The sequence below is a fragment of the Vogesella sp. EB genome (assembly GCF_001037925.1).
In the GTDB taxonomy this organism is placed as follows: Bacteria; Pseudomonadota; Gammaproteobacteria; order Burkholderiales; family Chromobacteriaceae; genus Vogesella; species Vogesella indigofera.
Genome location: NZ_LFDT01000040.1, coordinates 1 through 22,112, shown reverse-complemented (window position 1 = coordinate 22,112; position 22,112 = coordinate 1). Strand labels below are relative to the sequence as shown.

Annotated in this window: 18 protein-coding genes; 10 read left to right on the top strand and 8 right to left on the bottom strand. The window is 65.9% G+C overall.

Going from position 1 to position 22,112, the window contains the following annotated elements; translation table 11 throughout:
* Positions 1-111: 111 nt before the first annotated feature.
* Positions 112-501, bottom strand: a complete 390-nt coding sequence (locus tag ACG97_RS15755) for a YidB family protein (RefSeq protein WP_047968330.1) — start codon at positions 499-501, stop codon at positions 112-114.
* 217 nt (positions 502-718) lie between these two features.
* Here ACG97_RS15755 and ACG97_RS15750 point away from each other — a divergent pair, with 217 nt between their 5' ends.
* Positions 719-895 carry a hypothetical protein gene (locus ACG97_RS15750; RefSeq protein WP_156168065.1) on the top strand — a complete coding sequence of 59 codons (177 nt, stop codon included), beginning with the start codon at positions 719-721 and terminating at the stop codon, positions 893-895.
* 78 nt (positions 896-973) lie between these two features.
* On the opposite strand, the gene ACG97_RS15745 is transcribed toward ACG97_RS15750, so the two are convergent.
* Positions 974-2,233: a nitronate monooxygenase gene (locus ACG97_RS15745; RefSeq protein WP_047968328.1), complete on the bottom strand. Its 1,260-nt coding sequence runs from the start codon at positions 2,231-2,233 to the stop codon at positions 974-976.
* A 401-nt stretch (positions 2,234-2,634) separates the two neighbouring features.
* On the opposite strand from ACG97_RS15745, the gene ACG97_RS17040 reads away from it, so the two are divergent.
* From ACG97_RS17040 to siaD, 7 genes are all read left to right on the top strand, one after another.
* On the top strand, positions 2,635-4,998 hold the full coding sequence (locus tag ACG97_RS17040) for an EAL domain-containing protein (RefSeq protein WP_053068217.1): 2,364 nt from the start codon (positions 2,635-2,637) through the stop codon (positions 4,996-4,998).
* Positions 4,999-5,196: 198 nt separating this feature from the next.
* Positions 5,197-6,420: an efflux RND transporter periplasmic adaptor subunit gene (locus ACG97_RS15735; protein WP_053068216.1), complete on the top strand. Its 1,224-nt coding sequence runs from the start codon at positions 5,197-5,199 to the stop codon at positions 6,418-6,420.
* Positions 6,417-9,485 carry an efflux RND transporter permease subunit gene (locus ACG97_RS15730; RefSeq protein WP_238377371.1) on the top strand — a complete coding sequence of 1,023 codons (3,069 nt, stop codon included), beginning with the start codon at positions 6,417-6,419 and terminating at the stop codon, positions 9,483-9,485. The genes ACG97_RS15735 and ACG97_RS15730 overlap by 4 nt, the downstream gene beginning before the upstream one ends.
* 243 nt (positions 9,486-9,728) lie before the next feature.
* A complete protein-coding gene (siaA, locus tag ACG97_RS15725; RefSeq protein ID WP_047968327.1) occupies positions 9,729-11,720 on the top strand; it encodes a biofilm regulation protein phosphatase SiaA in 1,992 nt (663 codons plus the stop codon).
* A 22-nt stretch (positions 11,721-11,742) separates the two neighbouring features.
* The gene (siaB, locus tag ACG97_RS15720; protein ID WP_047968326.1) at positions 11,743-12,285 is read left to right on the top strand and encodes a biofilm regulation protein kinase SiaB; all 543 of its coding nucleotides are present in this window, start codon (positions 11,743-11,745) and stop codon (positions 12,283-12,285) included.
* Positions 12,286-12,307: 22 nt separating this feature from the next.
* Positions 12,308-12,703, top strand: a complete 396-nt coding sequence (gene siaC / locus ACG97_RS15715) for a biofilm regulation phosphoprotein SiaC (RefSeq protein WP_047968325.1) — start codon at positions 12,308-12,310, stop codon at positions 12,701-12,703.
* Entirely contained in the window at positions 12,700-13,491 is a 792-nt protein-coding gene (gene siaD, locus ACG97_RS15710) for a biofilm regulation diguanylate cyclase SiaD (RefSeq protein ID WP_047968324.1), read from the top strand. Before siaC ends, siaD begins: the two co-directional genes overlap by 4 nt.
* A 112-nt stretch (positions 13,492-13,603) precedes the next feature.
* Here siaD and ACG97_RS15705 read toward each other — a convergent pair whose 3' ends face one another.
* From ACG97_RS15705 to ACG97_RS15680, 6 genes are all read right to left on the bottom strand, one after another.
* Positions 13,604-14,497, bottom strand: coding sequence for a LysR substrate-binding domain-containing protein (locus ACG97_RS15705; protein WP_082133835.1), 894 nt, complete (start codon positions 14,495-14,497; stop codon positions 13,604-13,606).
* Positions 14,498-15,002: 505 nt separating this feature from the next.
* Positions 15,003-15,683, bottom strand: a complete 681-nt coding sequence (locus ACG97_RS15700; RefSeq protein WP_047968323.1) for a Fe2+-dependent dioxygenase — start codon at positions 15,681-15,683, stop codon at positions 15,003-15,005.
* A gap of 147 nt (positions 15,684-15,830) precedes the next feature.
* Positions 15,831-18,038, bottom strand: a complete 2,208-nt coding sequence (locus tag ACG97_RS15695; RefSeq protein WP_047968322.1) for a TonB-dependent siderophore receptor — start codon at positions 18,036-18,038, stop codon at positions 15,831-15,833.
* A 109-nt stretch (positions 18,039-18,147) separates the two neighbouring features.
* Positions 18,148-18,558: a biopolymer transporter ExbD gene (locus ACG97_RS15690; RefSeq protein ID WP_047968321.1), complete on the bottom strand. Its 411-nt coding sequence runs from the start codon at positions 18,556-18,558 to the stop codon at positions 18,148-18,150.
* Positions 18,545-19,219, bottom strand: a complete 675-nt coding sequence (locus ACG97_RS15685; protein ID WP_047968320.1) for a MotA/TolQ/ExbB proton channel family protein — start codon at positions 19,217-19,219, stop codon at positions 18,545-18,547. The genes ACG97_RS15690 and ACG97_RS15685 overlap by 14 nt, the downstream gene beginning before the upstream one ends.
* A 3-nt stretch (positions 19,220-19,222) precedes the next feature.
* The gene (locus ACG97_RS15680) at positions 19,223-19,882 is read right to left on the bottom strand and encodes an energy transducer TonB (RefSeq protein WP_047968319.1); all 660 of its coding nucleotides are present in this window, start codon (positions 19,880-19,882) and stop codon (positions 19,223-19,225) included.
* Between the two features lie 188 nt (positions 19,883-20,070).
* Here ACG97_RS15680 and hslV point away from each other — a divergent pair, with 188 nt between their 5' ends.
* Both hslV and hslU read left to right on the top strand, forming a co-directional pair.
* Positions 20,071-20,607, top strand: coding sequence for an ATP-dependent protease subunit HslV (gene hslV, locus ACG97_RS15675; RefSeq protein ID WP_047968318.1), 537 nt, complete (start codon positions 20,071-20,073; stop codon positions 20,605-20,607).
* Positions 20,608-20,638: 31 nt separating this feature from the next.
* Entirely contained in the window at positions 20,639-21,976 is a 1,338-nt protein-coding gene (gene hslU / locus ACG97_RS15670; RefSeq protein ID WP_047968317.1) for an ATP-dependent protease ATPase subunit HslU, read from the top strand.
* Positions 21,977-22,112: the final 136 nt, after the last annotated feature.

The following is a 22,112-nucleotide window of genomic DNA, read 5'->3' as shown; positions in this document are numbered from 1 at the left end:
TGGCGTGCTCAAAGCATGGAACGCAGAAAGCCCGGCCTGACGGCCGGGCTTGGCTTTTGAGGGTAGCTGCGGCCAACCTTGACCGACCTAGCCGGCTGAATACTGCCGCACTCAGCGGTTGAACAGTCCCTTGGCGAGGTCCAGCCCTTGCGCCAGCAGGTTGTCGGCGGGCAGCTCGCCACCCGGCGTCAGCTTGTCGATCAGGGTCGGCAGGTGGTCGGCCAGTTGCTGCGACAGCTGGCTGCTGTCCAGTCCCAGTTTGGCGGCGACATCACCGAGCTGGCTCTGGCCGAGTACCGATTCGATCTGTTCGGGGGTGATGCTGAGGTTGCTGCCGGTGCCGACCCAGGAGTTCACGATTTCGCCCAGCCCGCCACTCTGGAATTTCTCGACCAGGCCGCTGACGCCGCCGTTTTGTTCCAGCACCGTATTGGCACTGCTTAACCAGTTACTGTCGCCGCCGTTATCCAGCAAGCTGCCAAGTTGATTGAACAGGCTCATGATCGACCTTTCTATTTGGGGGAGATTCTTGTTTAAACCATAGTCCGGTTACAGACAATGCATTTCGCACGGATGTTCCCTTTGTCATTGCCGGTTTGTGGTGTAACGGTCTAAGCCGCTGTTTTTATTTGTGTTGCCATGGCCGGGGGCGGGTAATGGCGTGGACTTTGCGGCGCGGCTGGCGCATACTGCCGCGTTCGCATTTTGGGAGAGTGTCATGCCGATCAATCATTTCGATATGCAGCGCCTAGCTGCAGTCAAGCTGAAAGACGATATCCGCAAGAAGGGATCGCCGGACCGTTTCGGCAAGGATTCCAACAACGGCAAGTCCGCCGGCAAAGGCCATCCGCTGCTGGGGCAATTGCTGCAGCAGGTGAAGCCGCAGTCGAAGTAAGCCGTTGCGGCCAACGTTGGCCGCAAATAAAAAAAGCCGCTATTCCCGAGGAATGGCGGCTTTTTGTTTGGGCGGTGTTCAGACGGCGGCGCTGGCTTCCGGCAGAGCGATGCGGTTGTCCTTGCTGAACTGGTAGTCGTGGAACACGTGTTCGGCGCTGAGGATCTGGTAGCTGCCATCGGCGTTGCGATGGGTGGTGTCCTTCAGGCGGTAGGTGTAGTGGCCACAGGTCCAGCAGTCGAAGTTGCGCATGTGGGTGCACAGGCAGGTCTTGTCCCAGATGCGTACGCGGCGCTCGCCCGGATGGGCAGCGTGTTCGCGGTTGTAGGCGTCGATGTACTGGCAATTGCCGGAGGCATCGAGCAGGTAGCCGTAGGCCTCGCAGTTGGGGCGGATGATGTCGCCGATGGCCGGACTGCTCTTCAGCATGCGCATCGGGTAGCCGGTCGGCGAGATCTGGTTGACTTCGATCTCGTCCTCGCTGGCCTTGAAGTATTCCTGCTGCACGTTCTCCGGCAGGCCGCATTCGTGGGTGACGGTGAAGCGGGTGGCAACCTGCACGGCAGCGGCGCCCATCTCCAGGAAGTTGGTGGCATCGGTGCCGGTAAAGATGCCGCCGGCCGGGACCAGCGGGATGTCCAGCTTCTGCTCGACCAGCCAGTCGCGGATTTCGGCCACGATGGTGGCCAGGTCGTACTGCGCCCAGTCGAGGCCGAAGCCGAGGTGGCCGCCGGCCAGCGGGCCTTCGATCACGATGTAGTCGGGCAGGCGGTTGGTGCGGGCGCTCTTTTTCAGGAACAGCTGCAGCGCACGCAGCGACGACACGATGATGCCCAGTTTCACGTCGCGGAAGCGCGGGTGGTCCTCGATCAGGGCAAAGCTGCCCAGGTGCAGGCCGGCGGCGAGGGTGATGCCGTCGATGCCGGCGTCCATGGCGGCGCGCATGCGGACACGCAGGGTGTCCTTCGGCGCGTTCATGGTCAGCTTTTCCATGCAGTTGATGAACACCATGCCGTCGCCGCGCTTGGCGTCCATGGTGTGGCCAACGTGCAGCTTGGTCGCCTCTTCCAGCAGGCCGAGGTTGAACTGCACCACCGACTTGTCGCTGTTCTCGACGTTGAATTTGTACTGCTTCAGCTTGTCCTTGACGTACTTGGTGTTGAAGCGGCGGTCGGTAACGGTCGGCACCATGGCGTCCGAGATGTGGCCGATACCGCCCAGACGGGCAGCTTCCAGCGCCAGCGCGGCGGTGGAAATGTCCACGCCCATGCCACCGGTGATGATGGGGACCAGCTCTTTGTCGCCCAGTTTCAGGCGAAAGTCATCTACGCACTTCATTGCTTTGGTGTCCGTTTCCGTGTTGCCGGGGGCCGCGATTCAGGCCGCAGGTCAGCTTTAGAGTAATTGCTCGCTCAATATCATACCATTTTCGGCCCTGCCCGGTCTCGCCGCGTGAGCTGGCGCCGGGCGACGGTTTGCGGGGGGCGTCGTGGCGTACAAGGCTGGGACCGCGTGCTGCGGCCAACGTTCAGCCCCACTGGCGGCAGTGTGGCGCCGCTGCATGACACGCTGACGACGTTGCGCGCGCGCGGCAATGACAATTGGTAGTGGTTCTGCTTTGCAAGCGGGGATTGCTGGCTATAGTGATACCTGACAATTGCTATTTCGATGTCATTTATGGGCGGCTCGTGCTGGCGGTGCCGCGATTGCGTGCTGTGGTGTGTCGAAGAGGCCAGGTTATGGCAGTACTGCTTGGACTGTTGCCAACACTGTTACCCATCCTCGGCCTGTTCGGGCTGTATGTGGCGGTGCTGGCGGTCATCCCCGGCGCGCGGCTGCGCTGGCGCAATGTGGCGCTGGCGCTGATCTTTACCGGCGCCATGCTCTATACCCTGGCCTATCCGTTTGCGGTGGCGCCGGGGGTGTTCCTCGATGCGCGCGGCGCCATCCTCGCGGTCGCCATCCTGTTTGGCGGGCCGTGGGTGGGTGGCATCACCGCGCTGGCCGGCTGCCTGTACCGGCTGCAGCTGGGCGGCGCCGGTGCCGTGGCCGGCGTGTGCGGGCTGATGCTGAACCTGCTGGGCACCCTGTGGCTGTTGCGCTACCAGAGCCGGCCCTTGCTGGCGGCGCAGCCGTTTCCGGCGTCGATGCCGCTGGTGGCGCACCCGCTGCGTCTCGGCCTGCTGGTCGGCTGCTGGGCCGGGCTGGCGGAGGCGCTGTCGCTGCTGCTGATCCCGCCGTGGGAGCAGGGCTGGCGGCTGTTTGTGGATTCCGGGCTGACGCTGGCCGGCGTGCAGCTGCTCGGCTTTTTCGTGATGGGCAGCCTGTTGTGGACCTATCACCAGCGCCAGCTGCTGGAGCTGGCGTTGCGCCGCGCCGAACTGGACCTGCTGCTGGCACGGCAGGAGCGCGACGAACGCTTCGAGGTGATCTTCGAGCAGGCCGCGGTCGGCATCGCGCTGGTGGCGCCGGACGGCAGCCTGCTCAAGGTCAACGGCAAGTTGTGCGACATCCTCGGCCTCGACCGCGCCGAGCTGGTGGCGCGCACCTTCCAGGCGGTGACCTACCCCGAAGATCTGGATGCCGATCTGGCACGGGTGGCGCAGCTGCTGGCCGGCGAGATCGACACCTACCAGCTGGAAAAACGCTACCTGCGCGGCGATGGTGCCCTGGTGTGGGCCAACCTGACGGTGTCGCTGGTGCGCCACGGCAATGGCCGGCCGCACTACTTCATCAGCTTTATCGAGGACATCAGCGAGCGCAAGGCCTACCAGCAGCAGATCAGCACGCTGGCATTCCAGGACGTGCTCACCGAGCTGCCCAACCGGCGCCTGTTCCTCGACCGGCTGCGCTACGCGCTGGTGCGCAGCGAGCGTAGCGCACTGTATGGGGCGATCCTGCTGCTCGACCTCGACCACTTCAAGACCCTCAACGACACCCAGGGCCACGATGTCGGCGACAGCTTCCTGCAGTGTATCGCGTTGCGCCTGCGCGAGTGCGTGCGCGCCGAGGACACCGTGGCGCGGCTCGGTGGCGACGAGTTCGTGGTGATCCTGGAAGGGCTGGCCAAGGACGAGGCCAAGGCAGCCAGCCGCGCCGAGCAGCTGGCGGAGCAGATCCGGCTGGCGGTCGGGCTGCCGTTTTCCTTCGAGCGCAAGGACAGCCCGCGTGTGTTCCAGACCACGGCCAGTATCGGCATCAGCCTGTTCCATGGCGACCACGCCGCGCTGGACGACCTGCTCAAGCACGCCGACCTCGCGCTGTACGACGCCAAGGCCGCCGGCCGCAACACGCTGTGCTTCTACAATATCGAGATGCAGTACGCGCTGGAGATCCGCGCCGTGATCCAGAATGCGCTGTACCACGCGCAGGAGCTGAACGAGCTGCTGATCTATGCCCAGCCGCAGGTCGATCGCGGCGGCCGCCTGGTCGGCGCCGAGCTGCTGCTGCGCTGGCATCACCCCAAGGTCGGCTGGATCTCGCCGAGCCAGTTCATCCCGCTGGCGGAGGAGACCGGCACCATCCTGTCGATCGGGCAGTGGGTGCTGCGCAGCGCCTGCCAGACGCTGGCGCGCTGGGCCCGCCAGCCGCAGCACGCGGCGCTGACGCTGTCGATCAATGTCAGCATCCGCCAGTTCCGCCACGCCGGCTTCGTCGACGAGGTGCGTGCCATCCTGGCGGAAACCGGCGCGCCGCCGGCCCGGCTGAAGCTGGAGTTCACCGAGAGCATCGTCATCGACAACGTCGACGACACCGTGCGCAAGATGAACCAGCTGCGCCAGATGGGCATACGCTTCTCGATGGATGACTTCGGCACCGGCTATTCCTCGCTGTCCTACCTGAAAAAGCTGCCGCTGGACCAGATCAAGATCGACCAGAGCTTCATCCGCGACATGACCAGTGACGCCGACGATGCCGCCATCGTCACCGCCATCCTGTCGATCAGCCGCAGCCTGTCGCTGCAGGTGGTGGCGGAAGGGGTGGAAACCGAGGCGCAGCAGCAGTTTCTCTACGACCACGGCTGCGAGCTGTACCAGGGCTTTCTGTACGGCCGGCCGATGCCGCTGGCGGAGCTGGAGCAATTCCACCAGCACGTGCGCTGACGCTTGGCCGCGGCACGGCCTCGCCATGCCATCCAAGATTTCTTAACGAATTGCCGCTCCCGGTTTTCATGGTTAGCCGTTACTCTGCGTGTTACGCAGTGAATTCCTACTTCTCATGTTCCCCGCGTCCGCGCCGGCCCCGGATTCATTCCGCCTGTGGCCGCCGTGGTGGGCGCGGGCTTAACGGCAGGCATAGTCATGAAGCACAAACCCCTCCTGGCGGTGGCGGTCATCACGGCGCTGGGCGGCGCCATCTGGTGGCAGCAGGGCGCCAACTCCTCGGCCCCGGCCGACGCCGCGCGCGGCAAGCGCGCCACCAGCGTCGAGCTCAGCCCGGTCAGCAGCGCGCCGGCCAGCATCCGCCTCAGTACCAACGGCAATGTCACCGCGCTGGACCGGCTGGAGTTGCGTCCGCAGGACAGCGGCGTGATTGCCGCCATCCGCGTGCGCGAAGGGCAGCAGGTGGCGGTGGGCGAGGTGCTGGTGCAGCTGGATGCCGCCGCCGAGCGGGCGGAGCTGGCCAAGGCGCGTGCCGCGCTGGCCGCCAACCAGGCGCAGCTGAACATTGCCCGCCGCGAACTTGCACGCAGCCAGGAGCTGAAGCAGCAGCAGTTCATCTCGCAAAGCGCGCTGGACACGGTACAGGCCAGGGTGGAATCGCTGGCGGCCAACCTCGCCGCCGACCGCGCGCAGATCGACGCGGTGCAGGTGCAGCTGGCGCGCAAGACGCTGCGCGCACCGGTAGCCGGCCAGGTCGGCGCCATCAGCCTGTCGCCGGGGGCGCTGGTGCAGCCGTCGATGGCGACCCCGCTGCTGACCATCACCCGCGTCGCGCCGGTGGCGGTCAGTTTCTACTTGGCGGAACGGCAGCTGCCGGTGGTGCGCCAGGCCCAGGCGCAGGCGCCGCTGACGGTGTATGCGCTGAACGAGGCCGACGGCAGCTGCCATCAGGGGCAGCTGAGCTTCATCGACAGCGCGGTGGACAGCAGCAACGGCAACGTGCTGCTCAAGGCGCAGTTTGCCAACGCCGGCAAGGTGTTGTGGCCGGGGCAGTTCGTGCGCGTGACGCTGGATGCCGGCCACTACCGCGACGCGGTGGCGCTGCCGGTGGCGGCGCTGATTACCGGTCCCGACGGCCAGTTCACCTATGGCGTGGGCAAGGACAACAAGGTGCGGCGCCTGCCGCTGACGCTGCTGGCGGTGCAGGACGAGCAGGCCATCGTGCGCGGTGTGGCCCCCGGCACGGCGGTGATCAGCAGCGGCGGCCAGAACGTGCGCCCCGGCGAGACGGTGACGGTAGCCCGTGCCAAGTCGCGCGCGGCGCCGGCCGCCCAGCCTGAAACGGCAGCCAGCTGCCCGCTGCCTGCGGCCAACGTTGGCCGCACGGCGGAGGCCTCCGCCGCGGCCGGGGTGGCGCCATGATGAATCTGTCCGAACTGTGCATCCGCCGTCCGGTGATGACGGTGCTGCTGTGCCTGAGCCTGGTGATCGGCGGCCTGCTGGTGCTGGGGCGGCTGCCGATCGCCGCGTTGCCGAGCTTCGACACGCCGACCATCAACGTCTCCGCCAACCTGTCCGGCGCCAGCCCGGAAACCATGGCCTCGTCGGTGGCCACGCCACTGGAAAAGCAGTTCGCCACCATTCCCGGCATCAACATCATCAGCTCCAGCAGCACCCAGGGCAGCACCTCGATCACGCTGGAATTCGTCTCCGGCCGCGATATCGACGCCGCCGCGGTCGACGTGCAGGCCGCGCTGCTGCGCGCGCAGCGCGGCCTGCCGACCGAGATGACGCAGCTGCCGTCCTATCGCAAGGTCAACCCCGCCGACGCGCCCATCCTGCTGCTGGCGGTGAACTCGCCGTCGCTGGCGCTGACCGCGCTCAACGACTACGCCGAAAACCTGGTGTCGCCGACGCTGTCGACGCTGGAGGGCGTGGCACAGGTGCAGATCTTCGGCCAGAAGCGTTACGCGGTACGCATCAAGCCGGATCCGCAGAAGCTGGCGGCGCTGGACCTGACGCTGGAAGACATCGCCACCGCGGTGCGTGCGGCCAACGTCAACACGCCGCTGGGCACGCTGGAAGGCCCGGCGCAGATCCTCACCATCCAGAGCAACCGCCAGCTGCGCAATGCCGCCGAATTCGCCGCGCTGGCGATCGCGCAGCGGCAGGGCAGCGTGGTGCGGCTGGCCGACGTGGCGACGGTGGAGGACAGCGTGGAAAACCTGAAGACCGGCAGCTGGGTCAATGGCGAGCGCTCCATCGTGCTGGCGGTGTTCCGCCAGGCCGACGGCAATACCGTGGCGGTGGTCGACGCCATCCGCGCCGCGCTGCCGAAACTTGAGGCGCAGCTGCCCGGCTCGGTGCGCATCGCGCCGCTGAGCGACCGCTCGGAGTCGATCCGCGAGGCGGTGCACGACGTCAACCTGACGCTGATGCTGACGGTGGCGCTGGTGGTGATGGTGATCTTCATCTTCCTGCAGCGCGCGGCGGCGACGGCGATTCCGGCGCTGTCGCTGCCGGTGTCCATCATCGGCACGCTGGCGCTGATGTTCTTCCTCGGCTTCAGCCTCAACAACATCACGCTGCTGGCGCTGACGCTGGCGGTGGGGCTGGTGGTCGACGACGCGGTGGTAGTGCTGGAGAACATCGTGCGCTACCGCGAGCAGGGCCTGTCGGCGCTGGAGGCGGCGCTGCGCGGCTCGCGCGAGGTGGCGTTCACCATCCTGTCGATCTCGCTGTCGCTGGTGGCGATCTTCATCCCGATCTTCTACATGGAAGGCGTGATCGGGCTGCTGTTCCACGAATTCGCGGTGGTGGTGACCATGGCGGTGCTGGTGTCGGCGCTGGTGTCGCTGACGCTGATCCCGATGTTGGCCGCACGCTTTTTGCGCGGCGACCAGTCGCACAGCACGCTGCACAATCCGCTGGCGCGCAGTTTCGAGCGCGCCTTCGCCGCGGTGCTGGCGGCGTACCAGCGCACGCTGGACGGGGCGCTGCACTGGCGCCGCACAACGCTGCTGGTGGCGCTGCTGACCTTCGCCGGTTCGGCGTGGATGTTCATGGCGATTCCGAAGGGCTTTTTCCCGAACGAGGACAACGGCCAGATCACCATCATTACCGATGCCGGCCAGGACGTGTCCTACCAGCGGCTGGCCGAGCTGCAGCAGCGCGCCAGCGACATCGTGCGCGACAACCGCCACGTCGCCAGCGTCACCTCGTCGCTGAACAGCGGCGGCGGGCGCATGTTCGTGTCGCTGAAGCCGCGCGGCCAACGTCCGGACATGGACAGCGTGGTCGGCGAATTGCGCCGCGAGCTGGGCCGCGTCACCGGGCTGACCTCGTTCATCAACCCGGTGCAGAGCCTGCGCCTGGGCGGCCGCTCGTCCAAGAGCCGCTACCAGTACGTGCTGCAAAGCGTGGAGTCGGCGGCGCTGTACGAGTGGTCGGACAAGCTAGAACGCGCGATGCGCGCCGAGCCGATGTTCCAGGATGTGACCAGCGACGCCCAGCTCAAGGGGCTGCAGGCGCAGCTGCTGGTCAACCGCGAACAGGCGGCGCAGCTCGGCGTCAGCCTGCAGGCGATCCGCAACACGCTGTACGCCGCCTTCGGCCAGCGCGAGGTGTCCACCATCTACACCCCGTCGGACAGTTACCCGGTGGTGATGCAGCTGGACGAGCGCTACCGCATCAACGAGAACGACCTGACGCGGCTGTCGGTGCGCAGCAGCAACGGTACGCTGGTGCCGCTGTCGGCGCTGGCCAGCGTACAGCGCAATGTCGGGCCGGTGTCGGTCAACCACCAGGGCCAGCTGCCGGCGGTGACGGTGTCGTTCAACCTCGCCCCCGGCGTGGCGCTGGGCGATGCCGACACCCGGCTGAAGGCGATCGCCGCCGACATCGGCCTGCCGGCCAGCATCTTCACCAGCTACGGCGGCGACGCCGCGGCCTTCGCCCAGTCGCAGGGCAGCCAGACCGTGCTGCTGGCGGTGGCGGTGCTGGTGATCTACGTGTTGCTGGGGGTGCTGTACGAGAGCTACATCCACCCGCTGACCATTCTCGCCGGCCTGCCGTCGGCGGCGATGGGCGCGCTGGGGGCGCTGATGCTGTTCGGGCAGGAGCTGACCATCATCGCCAGCATCGGCATCCTGATGCTGATCGGCATCGTGAAGAAGAACGCGATCATGATGATCGACTTTGCGCTGGCGGCGCAGCGCGAGCAGGGCATGACCCCGTTCGACGCCATCCGCACCGCCTGCCTGCTGCGGTTGCGCCCGATCCTGATGACCACGCTGGCGGCGATGATGGGCGCGCTGCCGATTGCGCTGGGGCTGGGCGCCGGCGCCGAACTGCGCCAGCCGCTGGGTCTGGCGGTGGTCGGCGGGCTGGTGTTCTCGCAGCTGATCACGCTGTACATCACCCCGGTGCTGTACCTGTGGTTTGACCAGCTGGGGTCGCGGCGCGCCGCTGTACCGCAGACGGCGTAGCACGTTAGCGGTCCGGACGGCATCACGACAGCCCGGGGCTTGCCCGCGGGCTGTCGCTTTTTGTCGCCGTCATTTGGCGTGATTTGATAGTCAATGCTTTATTTAAATGCAGCCATTTGCTGATAACTACATCAACCCTGCTGCCAGCAGGGTTGGCCGCAGTGCGTAGCGCTGCGCCTTGATTGCCGCCCCGCAGTGCGCACGGCATAATCGATTGATTATCAAACGACAAATGAGATTTACATGGCAATGCTGGGCCTGCGGGGAAAATCGTTGCTGGCATTATTGCTGGCTTGTGTCATTGCCTTGGTGCCGGCGGCGCTGATCGGCTGGCAGGTGGTGGACAGCATCCGCACCCACTTCGGCGAGGCGTTCGCGCGCAACACCACGCTGCTGCAGCGCGAGAAGATCTTCGCGCCGCTGTCGCGCGAGCTGGCGCTGTCGCTGCGGCTGGCCGATTCCGAGGTCACCCGCCAGTGGCTGCGCGACGAAACCGACATCGCCAAGCGCGAGCTGTTCTTCCGCGAGGCGGAGGGCTACCGCCGCGATTTCCGCGACCACTCCTACTTCCTGATCAGCAACCGCACACACGCCTACTACTTCAACGACGGCAAGAGCCCGCATACCGAATCCGCGCGCTACCTGCTGCGCGCTGACAAGGCCGACGACAGCTGGTACTTCAATACCCTGCGCGATACCGCCACTTTCAACATCAACGTCAACCACGACAGCCAGCTGAAGGTGACCAAGGCGTGGATCAACGTCATCGTGCACGAGAACGGGCAGAAGGTCGGCCTGGCCGGTACCGGGCTGGAACTGACCACCTTCCTCAACGATTTCATCCGCAGCCGCGAGGCCGGCATCACGCCGATGATCCTCAACCGCCAGGGCGCGATCCAGGCGCACCCCGATCCGCGGCTGATCGCGCTCAACTCCGCCTCCGGCAAGGGGCAGCTGGCGCATGGCGGCCTGCAGCAGCAGCTGGGCGATGCCCAGGAGCAGCAGGCGCTGCGGCTGGCGATGCGGCAGGCCGAATCCCGTCCCGGCGAGGTGGCCATGCTGTGGGCGACGCTGGGTGGCAAGCAGCAGCTGCTGGCGCTGAGCTTCATCCCGGAGCTGGGCTGGCACGTGGTGACCGCGGTGGACCTCAATGCGGCACGGGTGTTCGACGGCCCGTGGCTGACCCCGGCGCTGATCGCACTGGCGGTGCTGCTGGCGGCGCTGCTGCTCGGCTTTGCCTACGCGGTGGAAAAGCTGGTGTTGCGCCCGATCAGCCAGCTGCGCAAGTCGGCGCAGGCGATGGCGGCCGGGCAGTACGAGGTGGCGCTGCCGGCGGAGCGCGACGACGAGATCGGCGAGCTGAGCGCCGCCTTCGGCGTGATGGCGCACAAGGTGCGCAGCCATACCAGCGAGCTGGAACACCGCGTGCGTGAACGCACCCGCGCGCTGGAAGAGGCCAACCGCGAGATGGCGGCGGCGCACAAGAAGATCGACGATTCCATCGACTACGCCAGCCTGATCCAGCGTGCGATGCTGCCCGACCGCCAGTTGGTGCAGGCGCTGGGCGAGAAGCACGCGGTGCTGTGGCGGCCGCGCGATGTGGTCGGCGGCGATTTCTACGTCTACCGTGCCGGCGACCACACCCTGCTGTTCGGGGTGGTCGATTGCGCCGGCCACGGCGTGCCGGGCGCACTGATGACGATGCTGGCGCACGCCGCCATCGACCAGGCGATTGTCGATGTCGGCATGGACGATCCGGCCGGCATCCTGACCCGCTGCGACCGCATCCTGCGCGGCATGCTGCGCGAGGAGCGCAGCGGCCACGTGCTGGCCACCAATATGGACGCCGGTTTTGCCTGCGTCGACCTGCAGGCGCGGACGGTGACCTTCGCCGGCGCCAAGATCGCGCTGTACTACAGTGACGGCGACGATGTCGGCGAACTGCCCGGCGCGCGGCGCGCCATTGGTGACAAACGCATCGGCGAGTACCAGAATGCACAGTTGCCGCTGCAGGCTGGGCGCAGCTTCTACATGACCACCGACGGTTTCCTCGACCAGGCCGGTGGCGAGCTGGGCTTCGGCTTTGGCAGCAGCCGTTTCGCCGAGATGATCCGCCGCCACGCGCGCCTGCCGCTGGACGAGCAGGGGCAGGCATTCAGCGCCACGCTGGCCGAGTACCAGGGCCGGCACGCGCAGCGCGACGACATCACCATGCTGTGTTTCCGTTTTGACTGATGCTCAACCAGGGGGAGCTTCCATGGAACCGTTTGACCTGTTCAGCATGCGCGAGAGCTATAACCGCCAGCAGATCATGCTGTGCTTCAATGGCCCGATCTCGCGCAGCCTGATCGAGGAAATTGGCAACGCGCTGCGCAACTACCTGGCGGCGGATCACGCGCACCCGTCATCGGCGATGGATGTGTTCGGCGTCTACATCGAGCTGACGCAGAACATCCGCCACTACGCGCAACAGAAAGGCTGGACCGAGACCGACGCCAGCGCCACCGTGGTGGTGGCGCGCAACGACGCCGGCCACTACGTGGTGTCCGCCGGCAACATCATCGAGCAGGCCGACGGCGAGGCCCTGCTGGCCTGCATCGACGAGCTGGCCGGTCTCGACAAGGCGGCGCTGAAGGCGCGCTACAAGGAGCAGCTGCGCAAGCCGCGCGAGGCCGAGGCCGCCAGCGGCGCCGGGCTGGGGCTGATCGACATCGCCCGCAAGTCCAGCGCGCCGCTGCAGGGCAGCCTGCGCCAGTTGACCGATGGCCGCGCCTTTGTCAGCCTGCGCGCCGAGATCTGAACCTTTACCGAGCACCCAGAAGATGAGCAACTTCTCCATCCCCGGCAGTCAATCCACCCCCGCCATCGACGGCGACTGGGACCACGGTACCCTGTCGATGCAGGGTGATTCCTATCCGGAAAACTCCTACGAACTGTTCCAGCAGGTGTTCAGCTGGGTCGAACGCTTCCTGCTGGAAGCCGGCCGCCCGCTGACGCTGGAGCTGCGCCTGTTGTACCTCAATACCAGCAGCATCAAGGCGATGATGGACATCCTCGACCTGCTGGAAGAAGCACACCACGACGGCAAGCCGGTGGCGGTGAACTGGCGCTATGACCCGCGCAACGAGCGGGTGGCGGAACTGGCCGAAGAATTCAAGGAAGACTGCACCTTCCCGTTTGCCATTGTCGCGCTGGATTCGGCAGCCAGCGCATCATGAGCCGCGACAACGGAGAGCTGGAAGAGCTGATCAAGCGCCTGCTGGCGGATCCGGACCTGCGCGAGCATCCGCTCAATTTCGCGCTGGGCCAGCTGTGGTTCCAGTACCGCGAGCTGCTCAACCGCATGGAGCGCATCACCCGCATGTCGGACGCCTACCAGAGCATGGCGCGGCAGCGCGAGCTGAGCCTGGCCGAGCGCTTCGACAAGCAGCTGCGCCAGCTGGAAAAGGTGGCGCGCATTTCCGACCGCTACCAGCACATGATGCGCGAGCTGAACATCGCGCTGAAGGAAGCGGCCACCCACGACCCGCTCACCGCGCTGGCCAACCGTCGGCCGCTGATCGAGCGGCTGAAGGCGGAGATGGAGCGCAGCGAACGCCTGGGCCACAGCTTCTGCGTCGCCATGCTCGACATCGACCGCTTCAAGCGCATCAATGACGGCCACGGCCACGATGTCGGCGATACCGTGCTGATCGAGACGGCGCGGGTGATGGAGGCGGAGGTGCGCGAGTACGACCTGTGCGGCCGCTGGGGCGGCGAGGAATTCCTGATCATCCTGCCGGAGTCGACCCTGGCGCTGGCCGACGACATCGTCCACCGCGTGCGTGGCTGCATCAGCCAGCTGAAGGTGCGCGTCGGAGACGAGGTGCTGTCGATCACGGTCAGCGCCGGGCTGGCGCAGTACCGCGGCGACGGCGAGAGTTATTCCGAGCTGCTCAACCGTGCCGATGCCGCATTGCTGCAGGCCAAGCGCGACGGGCGCGACAGCCAGCAACTGGCCGTCTGAGCCGCCAGCCGGCGGCTAGCGCGGCCGCTGGCGGCGAGCGCTTTCCCCTGCGGCGTTGCCGTCCTGCCTTTTTCCCCGGATTTTCCCTTTTGCCTCACATCGAGCGCCGGCATCAGCCGGTGCCGGCGCTCGCTTCGGCAAATTCCGCCAGCGCCCAGTCGCGGAACGCGATCACGCTTGGCAGGTCGGCCAGCTCCTGCGGGTAGATCAGGTAGTAGGCCCACTCGGTCTGCAGCGCGATGTCGGACAGCGCGATCAGACTGCCGTTGGCCAGTTCCTCGCCGATCATGCTCTCGTCGGCGAGGGTGATGCCCATGCCGCGCAGGGTGGCGGTGATCGCCAGATCCAGCGTGTCGAAGGTGTAGGCGTCGAGATTGCCGCTGACCGGCACCCCGGCCAACGTAAACCAGTGATGCCAGAAGTTGTCGTCGTGCGACGGGTGCAGCAGCGGGTAGTCGCGGAACGCTTCCGGTGCCGGCGGCGTGGCGTTGCCGAGCAGTGCCGGTGCTGCGACCGGGATGAAGCGCGCCGGACGCAGGCGGTGGTAGACCAGCCCCGGCTCCTTGGTCAGGCTGGCCTGGAACGAGATGTCGTACTCGCGGCTCTTGAAGTTGGGGTCAAAGCCGGTGATCGAGATCATGCTGACGATCAGCTCCGGATGGCGGGCACGGAAACCGGCCAGCTTGGGCAGCACCCAGCGCGCGGCGATCGACGGGCTGGTCTTGATGCGCAGCTCGCGGCTGCGGCGGTTGATGGCGTCGCTGGCCGCCTCGATGCGGTGGAAGGCGTCGCGTACCGCCGGTAGCAGCGCCATGCCCTCCGGCGTCAGCGCCAGCCCGCGCGCCTGGCGCACGAACAGCTGCAACCCGTAGTGCGCTTCCAGCGACTGGATGTGGCGGCTGACTGCGCCCTGGGTCAGGTGCAGGGTGTCGCCGGCGCGGGTGAACGACAGCTGTTCGGCGGCAACCAGGAACACGCGCAAGGCATTGAGGGGAGGGAGTTTCATCTACGGATTCGCCATGAGTTTTATGCATGGTAAACATGCGTATTAATGCTTTGTCAACCATGGGTCTTGCCCGTATTCTCTAGCGCGCTGCCGATAAAGATGAATGACTTAGCGCACTGTGCGGCGCCCCTTGCCGAGGTGCGTTATTTTTGAGCAATGCAATATTCTCATGCGCTGCTCCGGCGCAAGATTGTTTTTGTTCTGCCTGCTTTTTTGGCATGACCCGCTTGCGGCGGGTGGCCAGACGAATGAAGGGTGGGCTTGCGGCGATGCCGGCAAGCGCATCATGAGGAACCTGCCCTGTCCGACAGGTGTGTGGTAGGCGTGATGCCGCAGCAACGAATGGGTCGTGCTGCGGCGGATCACCACGGTGTCCGGCGTCGCCGGGTACTGGCTGTATCGCCCTGTTTGTCAGGGTTTGCTCTGTCTCACGGTGTCCCGCCGGATCATGATCCGGCGGGGTTTTTTTTGCCTTGCGGCCAGGGTTGGCCGCAACGGCGTCCGCTCAGATCTCCGCCCACATCCGCAGCAGGTTGTGATACAGCGCGGTCAGGTTCACCACTTCCTCGCTGTCTCCCACCTGCTGGCGCAGCGCGATGATCGACATGTCCATGTCGAACAGCATCGCGCGCTTGGCGTCATCGCGGATCATGCTCTGCGTCCACATGAACGAGGCCAGCCGCGCGCCGGCGGTGACCGGCTCCACCCGGTGCAGGCTGGTGGACGGGTACAGGATCATGTCGCCGGCCGGCAGCTTGACACTGTGCAGGCCGTAGGTGTCTTCCGCCACCAGCTCGCCGCCCTGGTACTCGTCCGGATTACTGAAAAACAGCGTGCACGACACGTCGGTGCGCACGTACTGGCCGGAGAGCGGGTCGCTGCGGATGGCATTGTCGACGTGATTGCCGTAGGTCATGCCGCCCTGGTAGCAGTTGAACATCGGCGTCATGGTGACCTTGGGCAGCGCCGCCGACATGAACAGCGCATTGCGCGCCAGCGCGCGCTGTACCAGCGCCGCCAGTTCGCGCGCGGCCTCGCCCTGCGGCGGCAGTTGCAGATTGTGTTTGACGTCGAGCGCCTGGTGGCCGGCGGTGGCACGGCCGTCCTGCCACTGGGCATTGGCCAGCAGCATGCGGGCGTGGGACAGTTCTTCGGCGGTGAGGACTTCGGGGATGTGCAGCAGCATGGGGTTTCCTGATCAAAACGGGGTTGGCAGACGCAGGGGACGGGGTGGCGCATCCTGCCAGCGTTTTGGCGAGCGTTCTGCCGTGCTCGCCAAAACGGCCTTGCGGCCAACCTGTGCACGACAAGGTTGGCCGCAAGGCGCGCGGGCTTAGTACTTGTAGCCCACGGTCAGCTGCACCTCACGCGGCGATGCGGCGGAGGCATGGCCGCCGTACAGTGCGTCGTAGTACTTCTTGTTGGTGAGGTTGTTGACGTTGAGGCGCACATTGTACTTGCGCTCCTCGTACGACAGCATCGCGTCGGCACGGGTGTAGCCCGGGGCGAAACGGGTTCTGGACTGGTCGCTGCTGGAGTCGGCCACGTAGCGCTTGCCGGTGTAGTACAGGCCGACGCCGGCGGTGACCTTGTCGGTCACCTTGTAGGTGGTCCAGATATTGGCGGTCTTCTTCGGCGTGTACTTCGGCACGGCACCCTTGTTGGCGTCGGTCGGTGCGTTGTTGGCCCAGCCCTGGTCGATCTTCGGATCCATCAGCGTGGCGCCGGCAAACACTTCCCACTTCTCGCTGAGGCGGCCGGCGATTTCCACTTCGACGCCATCGGTGTGACGCTTGGCGTAGAGGATGGCGACGTCCGGCGACAGTGCGTCGGTGTTGCGTTCGTTCAGCTTCTCGGTGCGGAACACGGCGGCGCGCAGGGTGGCATCGCCGTCGGCCAGATCCCACTTGGCACCGATTTCGTAGTGCTTGTTGCGCTCCGGTTGCTGCTTGTCGGTGGTCAGGCCGGCCGACAGGTCGAACTGGTAGGCCTCGCCGGACGGGTTCATCAGGCTGCTGTAACCGAGGTAGTAGCTGGATTCCTTGGTTGGCTGCCAGATCAGGCCGGTACGGTAGCTGAGGCCGCGATCGTCACGCTTGCTGCTGCCGGTTTGCACGCCGGTGGTGGTGTTGTAGGTCTTGTAGGTGCCTTCCAGCTGGTCCATGCGCAGGCCGGCCATCACCTTCCACTGCTGGTTCAGCGCCACGGTGTCGGTGACGTAGGCGGCCAGGTTGCGGGTCACGAAGTCGTTGGAGCGGTGACGGGTGTAGCCACCGGTGTAGAAGCCTTCCGGATCGCCGACGCTGCCGACCACGTTCGGCACCGCGCTGCTGGCGCGGATGCTGTAGGCGTTCTGCGTTTCGCGGGTGAATTCCACGCCGGCCAGCAGTTCGTGGCTGAGGCTGCCGGTGTCGAACTTGCCGTTGTAGTCGACGCTCAGCGACTGGGTCTCGTTCAGCGAACCGCGCAGCTTGCCGCTGTAGCCGAGCTGGGTGGCATCGGTGACCGGGGTGCCGGCCGGCGAGTTGCGCAGCTGTGGCTGCGACACGATCACCTGGCGGTCATAGCGGCCGACGCGCAGCTGGGCGGCGATCTCGTTCTTGCTGTCCAGCTTGTGGGTGGCGCGCACGGTGCTGATGTCGGCGGTGATGTCCTCGCTGTTCATGCCCTGCAGGCCGTAGTAGCGGTCCACCGGCACGTCGATCGGCTGCAGCGTGTTGGGGTCGAACGGCACGCCCAGCATCGGAGTGTTGTTTTCCTTCAGCTGCATGTGCGACAGCACGATGGTGGTCGGTTCGCCGAGGCCGAAGGCGATCGACGGTGCGATGCCGTGGCGCTTGGATTCACTGATGCCGTCCGGGCTGCCGTCGTTGGTGGCCATCACGTTCAGGCGGATGGCGGCGGTGTCGGACAGCGCCTGGTTGATGTCGGCGGTGCCGCGATAGAAGTCGTTGGTGCCGATGGTGGTGGACAGTTCCACCTGTTCGCCGGCGAACGGGGTCTTGCTGACCTGGTTGATCACGCCGCCGGTGGAGCCGCGGCCGAACAGCATCGAGCTGGCGCCCTTCAGTACCTCGATGCGCTCGTCGTTGAACGGGTCGCGGTTGTACTGCGCCACGTCGCGCTGGCCGTCGCGGTAGGTGTCGCCAAAGGCGGAGAAGCCGCGCAGGATGATGGAGTCGCCGGAGCGGCCGCCCTCGCCGGCGACGAAGGTGATGCCGGACACGTTCTTCAGCACGTCCTTCATATTGATGTCACCCTGGTCGGCGATCAGCTGGCGGGTGACCACCGATACCGCCTGCGGTACATCCTTCAATGCCTGCTTCTGCTTGCCCAGCGTGGTGGTGGCAGCGTTGTAGCTGCCGCGCGGCGCCTGCTGCGCCTGTACCTTGATGGTTTCCAGTTGCGCGGTATCGCTGCTCTTGGCATCGTCGGCCAGTGCCAGGCCCGGCGCCAGGCTGACGGCCAGCACGCTGGCGAGCATTTTGTTCGGTCGTTTTTTCTGCGCGATGGCGGCAGAGGGGGTGAGATGCCGTTTCATTATTGTGGTGGTCCGTGTGCAAGGTTGAAGACAACACGCGCCCCGCACCACGGCCGGCGGGCCGTGGCGTCAGGGATGGTACGCGCGGGGAAAATCAGTTAGCCGAAAATCAGTCGGCTTCGGTAACGAAGCCGATACGGCTGACGCCGGCGCTTTGCGCATCGGCGAGGGTGATGGCGACCAGCTCGTAGCGCACCGACTTGTCGGCGCGCAGGTGCAGCTCGACTTCAGGGTTGGCCGCAGCAGCCTCGGCAAAGCGGCTGCGCAACACGCCGGATTCCACCGGCGCATCGTTCCAGAACATCTTGCCCTCGGCGTTGATCACCAGCCGGATCGCCTGCGGCTTGTCCTGGTGTTGCGCGGCGCTGGCCTGCGGCAGGTCCAGCTTCACCGCATTGGTCAGCAGCGGCGCGGTGATGATGAACACCACCAGCAGTACCAGCATCACGTCGACCAGCGGCGTGGTGTTGATCTCGGCCATCGGCGCGTCGGCGCCCTTGTCAAAACTACCGAATGCCATCTTCACCTCCGCGGGTCAGCAGCTGCGCGTGCAGGTCGTGGGTGAAGTGGTCCATGTCCTGGTTGATGACGCGGTTCAGGCGCACGAAGGTGTTGTAGGCCATCACCGCCGGAATGGCTGCGGCCAACCCTGCCGCCGTGGCGACCAGCGCCTCGCCGATCGGGCCGGCGACGGTGGCGATCGACACCTGACCCTGGGTGCCGATGTTAACCAGCGCGTGATAGATGCCCCACACCGTGCCGAACAGGCCGATGAACGGCGCGGTGGAGCCGATGGTGGCGAGGAAGGTCATGCCGCCCTCCAGCTGCTGTTGTTCCTGTGCCAGGCGCTTGCGCAGCGCGCGGGTCAGGTATTCGTCCAGGCTGCAGCTCTGGCCCAGCGAGCTGGCGCTGTGCTGGCGGTACTGGCGCAGCGCGCCGAGGCCGTCCCGGGTCAGGCGCGCGACCGGAGCCTCGCTGTGCTGCAGTGCGGTTTCCACTTCCGTCCACGATGCGGCCGCCCACAGTGTGGCTTCCGAGGCACGGTTGTCGCGCCGTACCTGCCACGCGCGCCAGCCGCGCAGCGCGATGAAGTACCAGGTGAGGATCGACATCGCGATCAGGATCAGGAATACCGACACCAGAATGGCGTCGCCCTGTTGGAAAGTCAGCATCAGGTTCATGGTTCAGGCTTTGGTGAGGTCGAAATCGACATTGAAGACATAGGTGTAGGGGATGGCCTCGTTGCCGCGCGTCGCCGGGCGGAAGCGCCAGTTGCGCACCGCCTGCAGCGCGGCGCGGTCGAGGCGCGGGAAGCCGCTGGAGCGCGCGATGCTGACCTCCTGTGCCCGGCCGTCGGCGCTGACCGCCACGCGCAGGCCGACGGCGCCGGCTTCGCCCAGCTCGATCGACAGCGGCGGATACACCGGGCGCGGATTGCCGAGGTGGCCGCCGATATGGGTCGGCGGGACGACCGGTGCCGGCGGGGCCGGTGGCGCGGTTTCGCTACGGCTGGCGACTGGCGCCTCGGCTACGGCTGGTGTCTTGCTGGCGACGGCCTCGGCGCGGGTGTCGGTGGTGATCGCCTTCGGCGACGGCTTGGCGGGCGCCGGTAACGGCCGCGGTGCCGGTGCCGCCTTGCGCGGTTTGGCGGTGGCCGTCTTGGCCGGTGCGGGCGGTTGCGGGCGGATGTCCGGTGCCGGCGGCGTCGGAATGGTCACCATTTCCATCGGCAGCGGCTGTGGCGGCTGCGCCGGTGGCGCGGCATGGCTCATCGACAGCAGCAGGCCGACGTGGCCGGCAGTGATGGCGGCCAGCATGGTGTAGCGTGAAAACGAGGATTCCATTGCAAATCATCTTGATAGTAATTCCCATTTATATTATCGATGACGTGGCAAGGGGTCAACTTCGGCGTGGTGGTGAGGGGGCTGGTGTTGCTGGCGGGCGGGGATCGGGCGCTTGATTAATGCGCCGCCGGCTACATATTGAAGGGGACGATCGACATCCCGTGGTCGCTTTTTCAGTGGGGCAGTGAATGCAGCAGTTTGACGGAACTACCATCGTATCGGTGCGCCGTGGCCAGCGTGTGGCGCTGGGCGGCGACGGCCAGGTAACCCTCGGCAATATCGTGATCAAGTCCACCGCGCGCAAGGTGCGCCGCCTGTATCACGACAAGGTGCTGGCCGGCTTCGCCGGTGGCACTGCCGATGCCTTCACCCTGTTCGAACGCTTCGAGGCCAAGCTGGAAAAACACCAGGGCCATCTGGTGCGCTCGGCGGTGGAGCTGGCCAAGGACTGGCGCACCGACCGCATGCTGCGCCGGCTGGAGGCGATGCTGATCGTCGCCGACAGCGAATCGACGCTGATCATCACCGGCAACGGCGACGTGCTGGAGCCGGAGCAGGGCATCGCCGCCATCGGCTCCGGGGGCGCCTTCGCCCAGTCGGCCGCGCGCGCGCTGTTCGAGAACACCGATCTCGATCCGGAAGTGGTGGTGAAGAAGTCGCTGGAGATCGCCGGCGACATCTGCATCTATACCAATCACAACCACCTGATCGAAACCCTGGGCTGAGTTGCGGCCAACCTTTACTGCGGATATCTCCATGACCACCATGACGCCACAGGAAATCGTCCACGAACTGGACAAGCACATCATCGGCCAGCAGGCCGCCAAGCGCGCCGTCGCCATCGCCCTGCGCAACCGCTGGCGCCGCCAGCAGGTGGCCGAGCCGCTGAAGAGCGAGATCACCCCCAAGAACATCCTGATGATCGGGCCGACCGGGGTCGGCAAGACCGAGATCGCCCGCCGCCTGGCGCGGCTGTCCAACGCGCCGTTCATCAAGGTGGAAGCCACCAAGTTCACCGAGGTCGGCTACGTTGGCCGCGACGTCGACACCATCATTCGCGACCTGGTGGAAGTGGCGCTGAAGGAAGCGCGCGACGCCGCCATCGTGCGCAACCGCCACCGCGCCGAAGACGGCGCCGAAGAGCGCATCCTCGACGTGCTGCTGCCACGGCCGCGGCCAGCGGCCGGCTTCTTCACCGAAGAGACCGCGGCCGACAAGCCGGAAGACGGCGCCACCCGCCAGAAATTCCGCAAGAAGCTGCGCGAAGGCGCGCTCGACGACAAGGAAATCGAGATCGAGCTGGCCGAGGCGCCGGCACGGATGGAAATCCTGAGCCCGCCGGGTATGGAGGACTTCTCCAGCCAGCTGCAGGGCCTGTTCCAGGGCCTCAACGCCGGCAAGAAGAAGACGCGCAAGCTGACCATCGCCGAAGCCTACAAGCTGCTGATCGACGAAGAGGCGGCCAAGCTGGTCAACGACGAGGAGATCAAGGCCGAGGCGCTGCGCAATGTGGAGCAGAACGGCATCGTGTTCCTCGATGAAATCGACAAGGTCACCAGCCGCGCCGAGGGCAACAACGCCGACATCTCGCGCGCCGGGGTGCAGCGCGACCTGCTGCCGCTGGTGGAAGGCACCACCGTCACCACCAAGTACGGCATGATCAAGACCGACCATATCCTGTTCGTCGCCTCCGGCGCCTTCCACCTGTCGAAGCCGTCGGACCTGATTCCGGAGCTGCAAGGCCGTTTTCCGATCCGCGTCGAGCTGGACTCGCTGTCGGTCGACGACTTCAAGGCCATCCTCACCAATACCGACGCCTGCCTCACCCGCCAGTACCAGGCGCTGCTGGCCACCGAAGGCATCGAGCTGGTGTTTGCCGACAGCGGCATCCAGCGTCTGGCCGAGATTGCGTGGCAGGTGAACGAGAAGACCGAGAACATCGGCGCGCGCCGTCTCTATACCGTGATGGAGAAGCTGCTGGAGAGCCTCGCCTTCGACGGTAAGGCCGGCCGCTTCGAACTGGATGCCGGCTACGTCGACAGCAAGCTCGACCTGCTGGCGCAGCGCGAGGACCTGGCGCGTTACGTACTGTAAGCCCAAGCTTGGTTGCAGCCAACGTTGTCCGCGTCAGCGGCCGCCGTCAGGCGGCCGTTAACGTTTCAAAAGCGGGTAAATATAAAAATCGGGCATAAAAAGGCGGTATTTGAATATTTGGCTGGCGGGGCAGGGG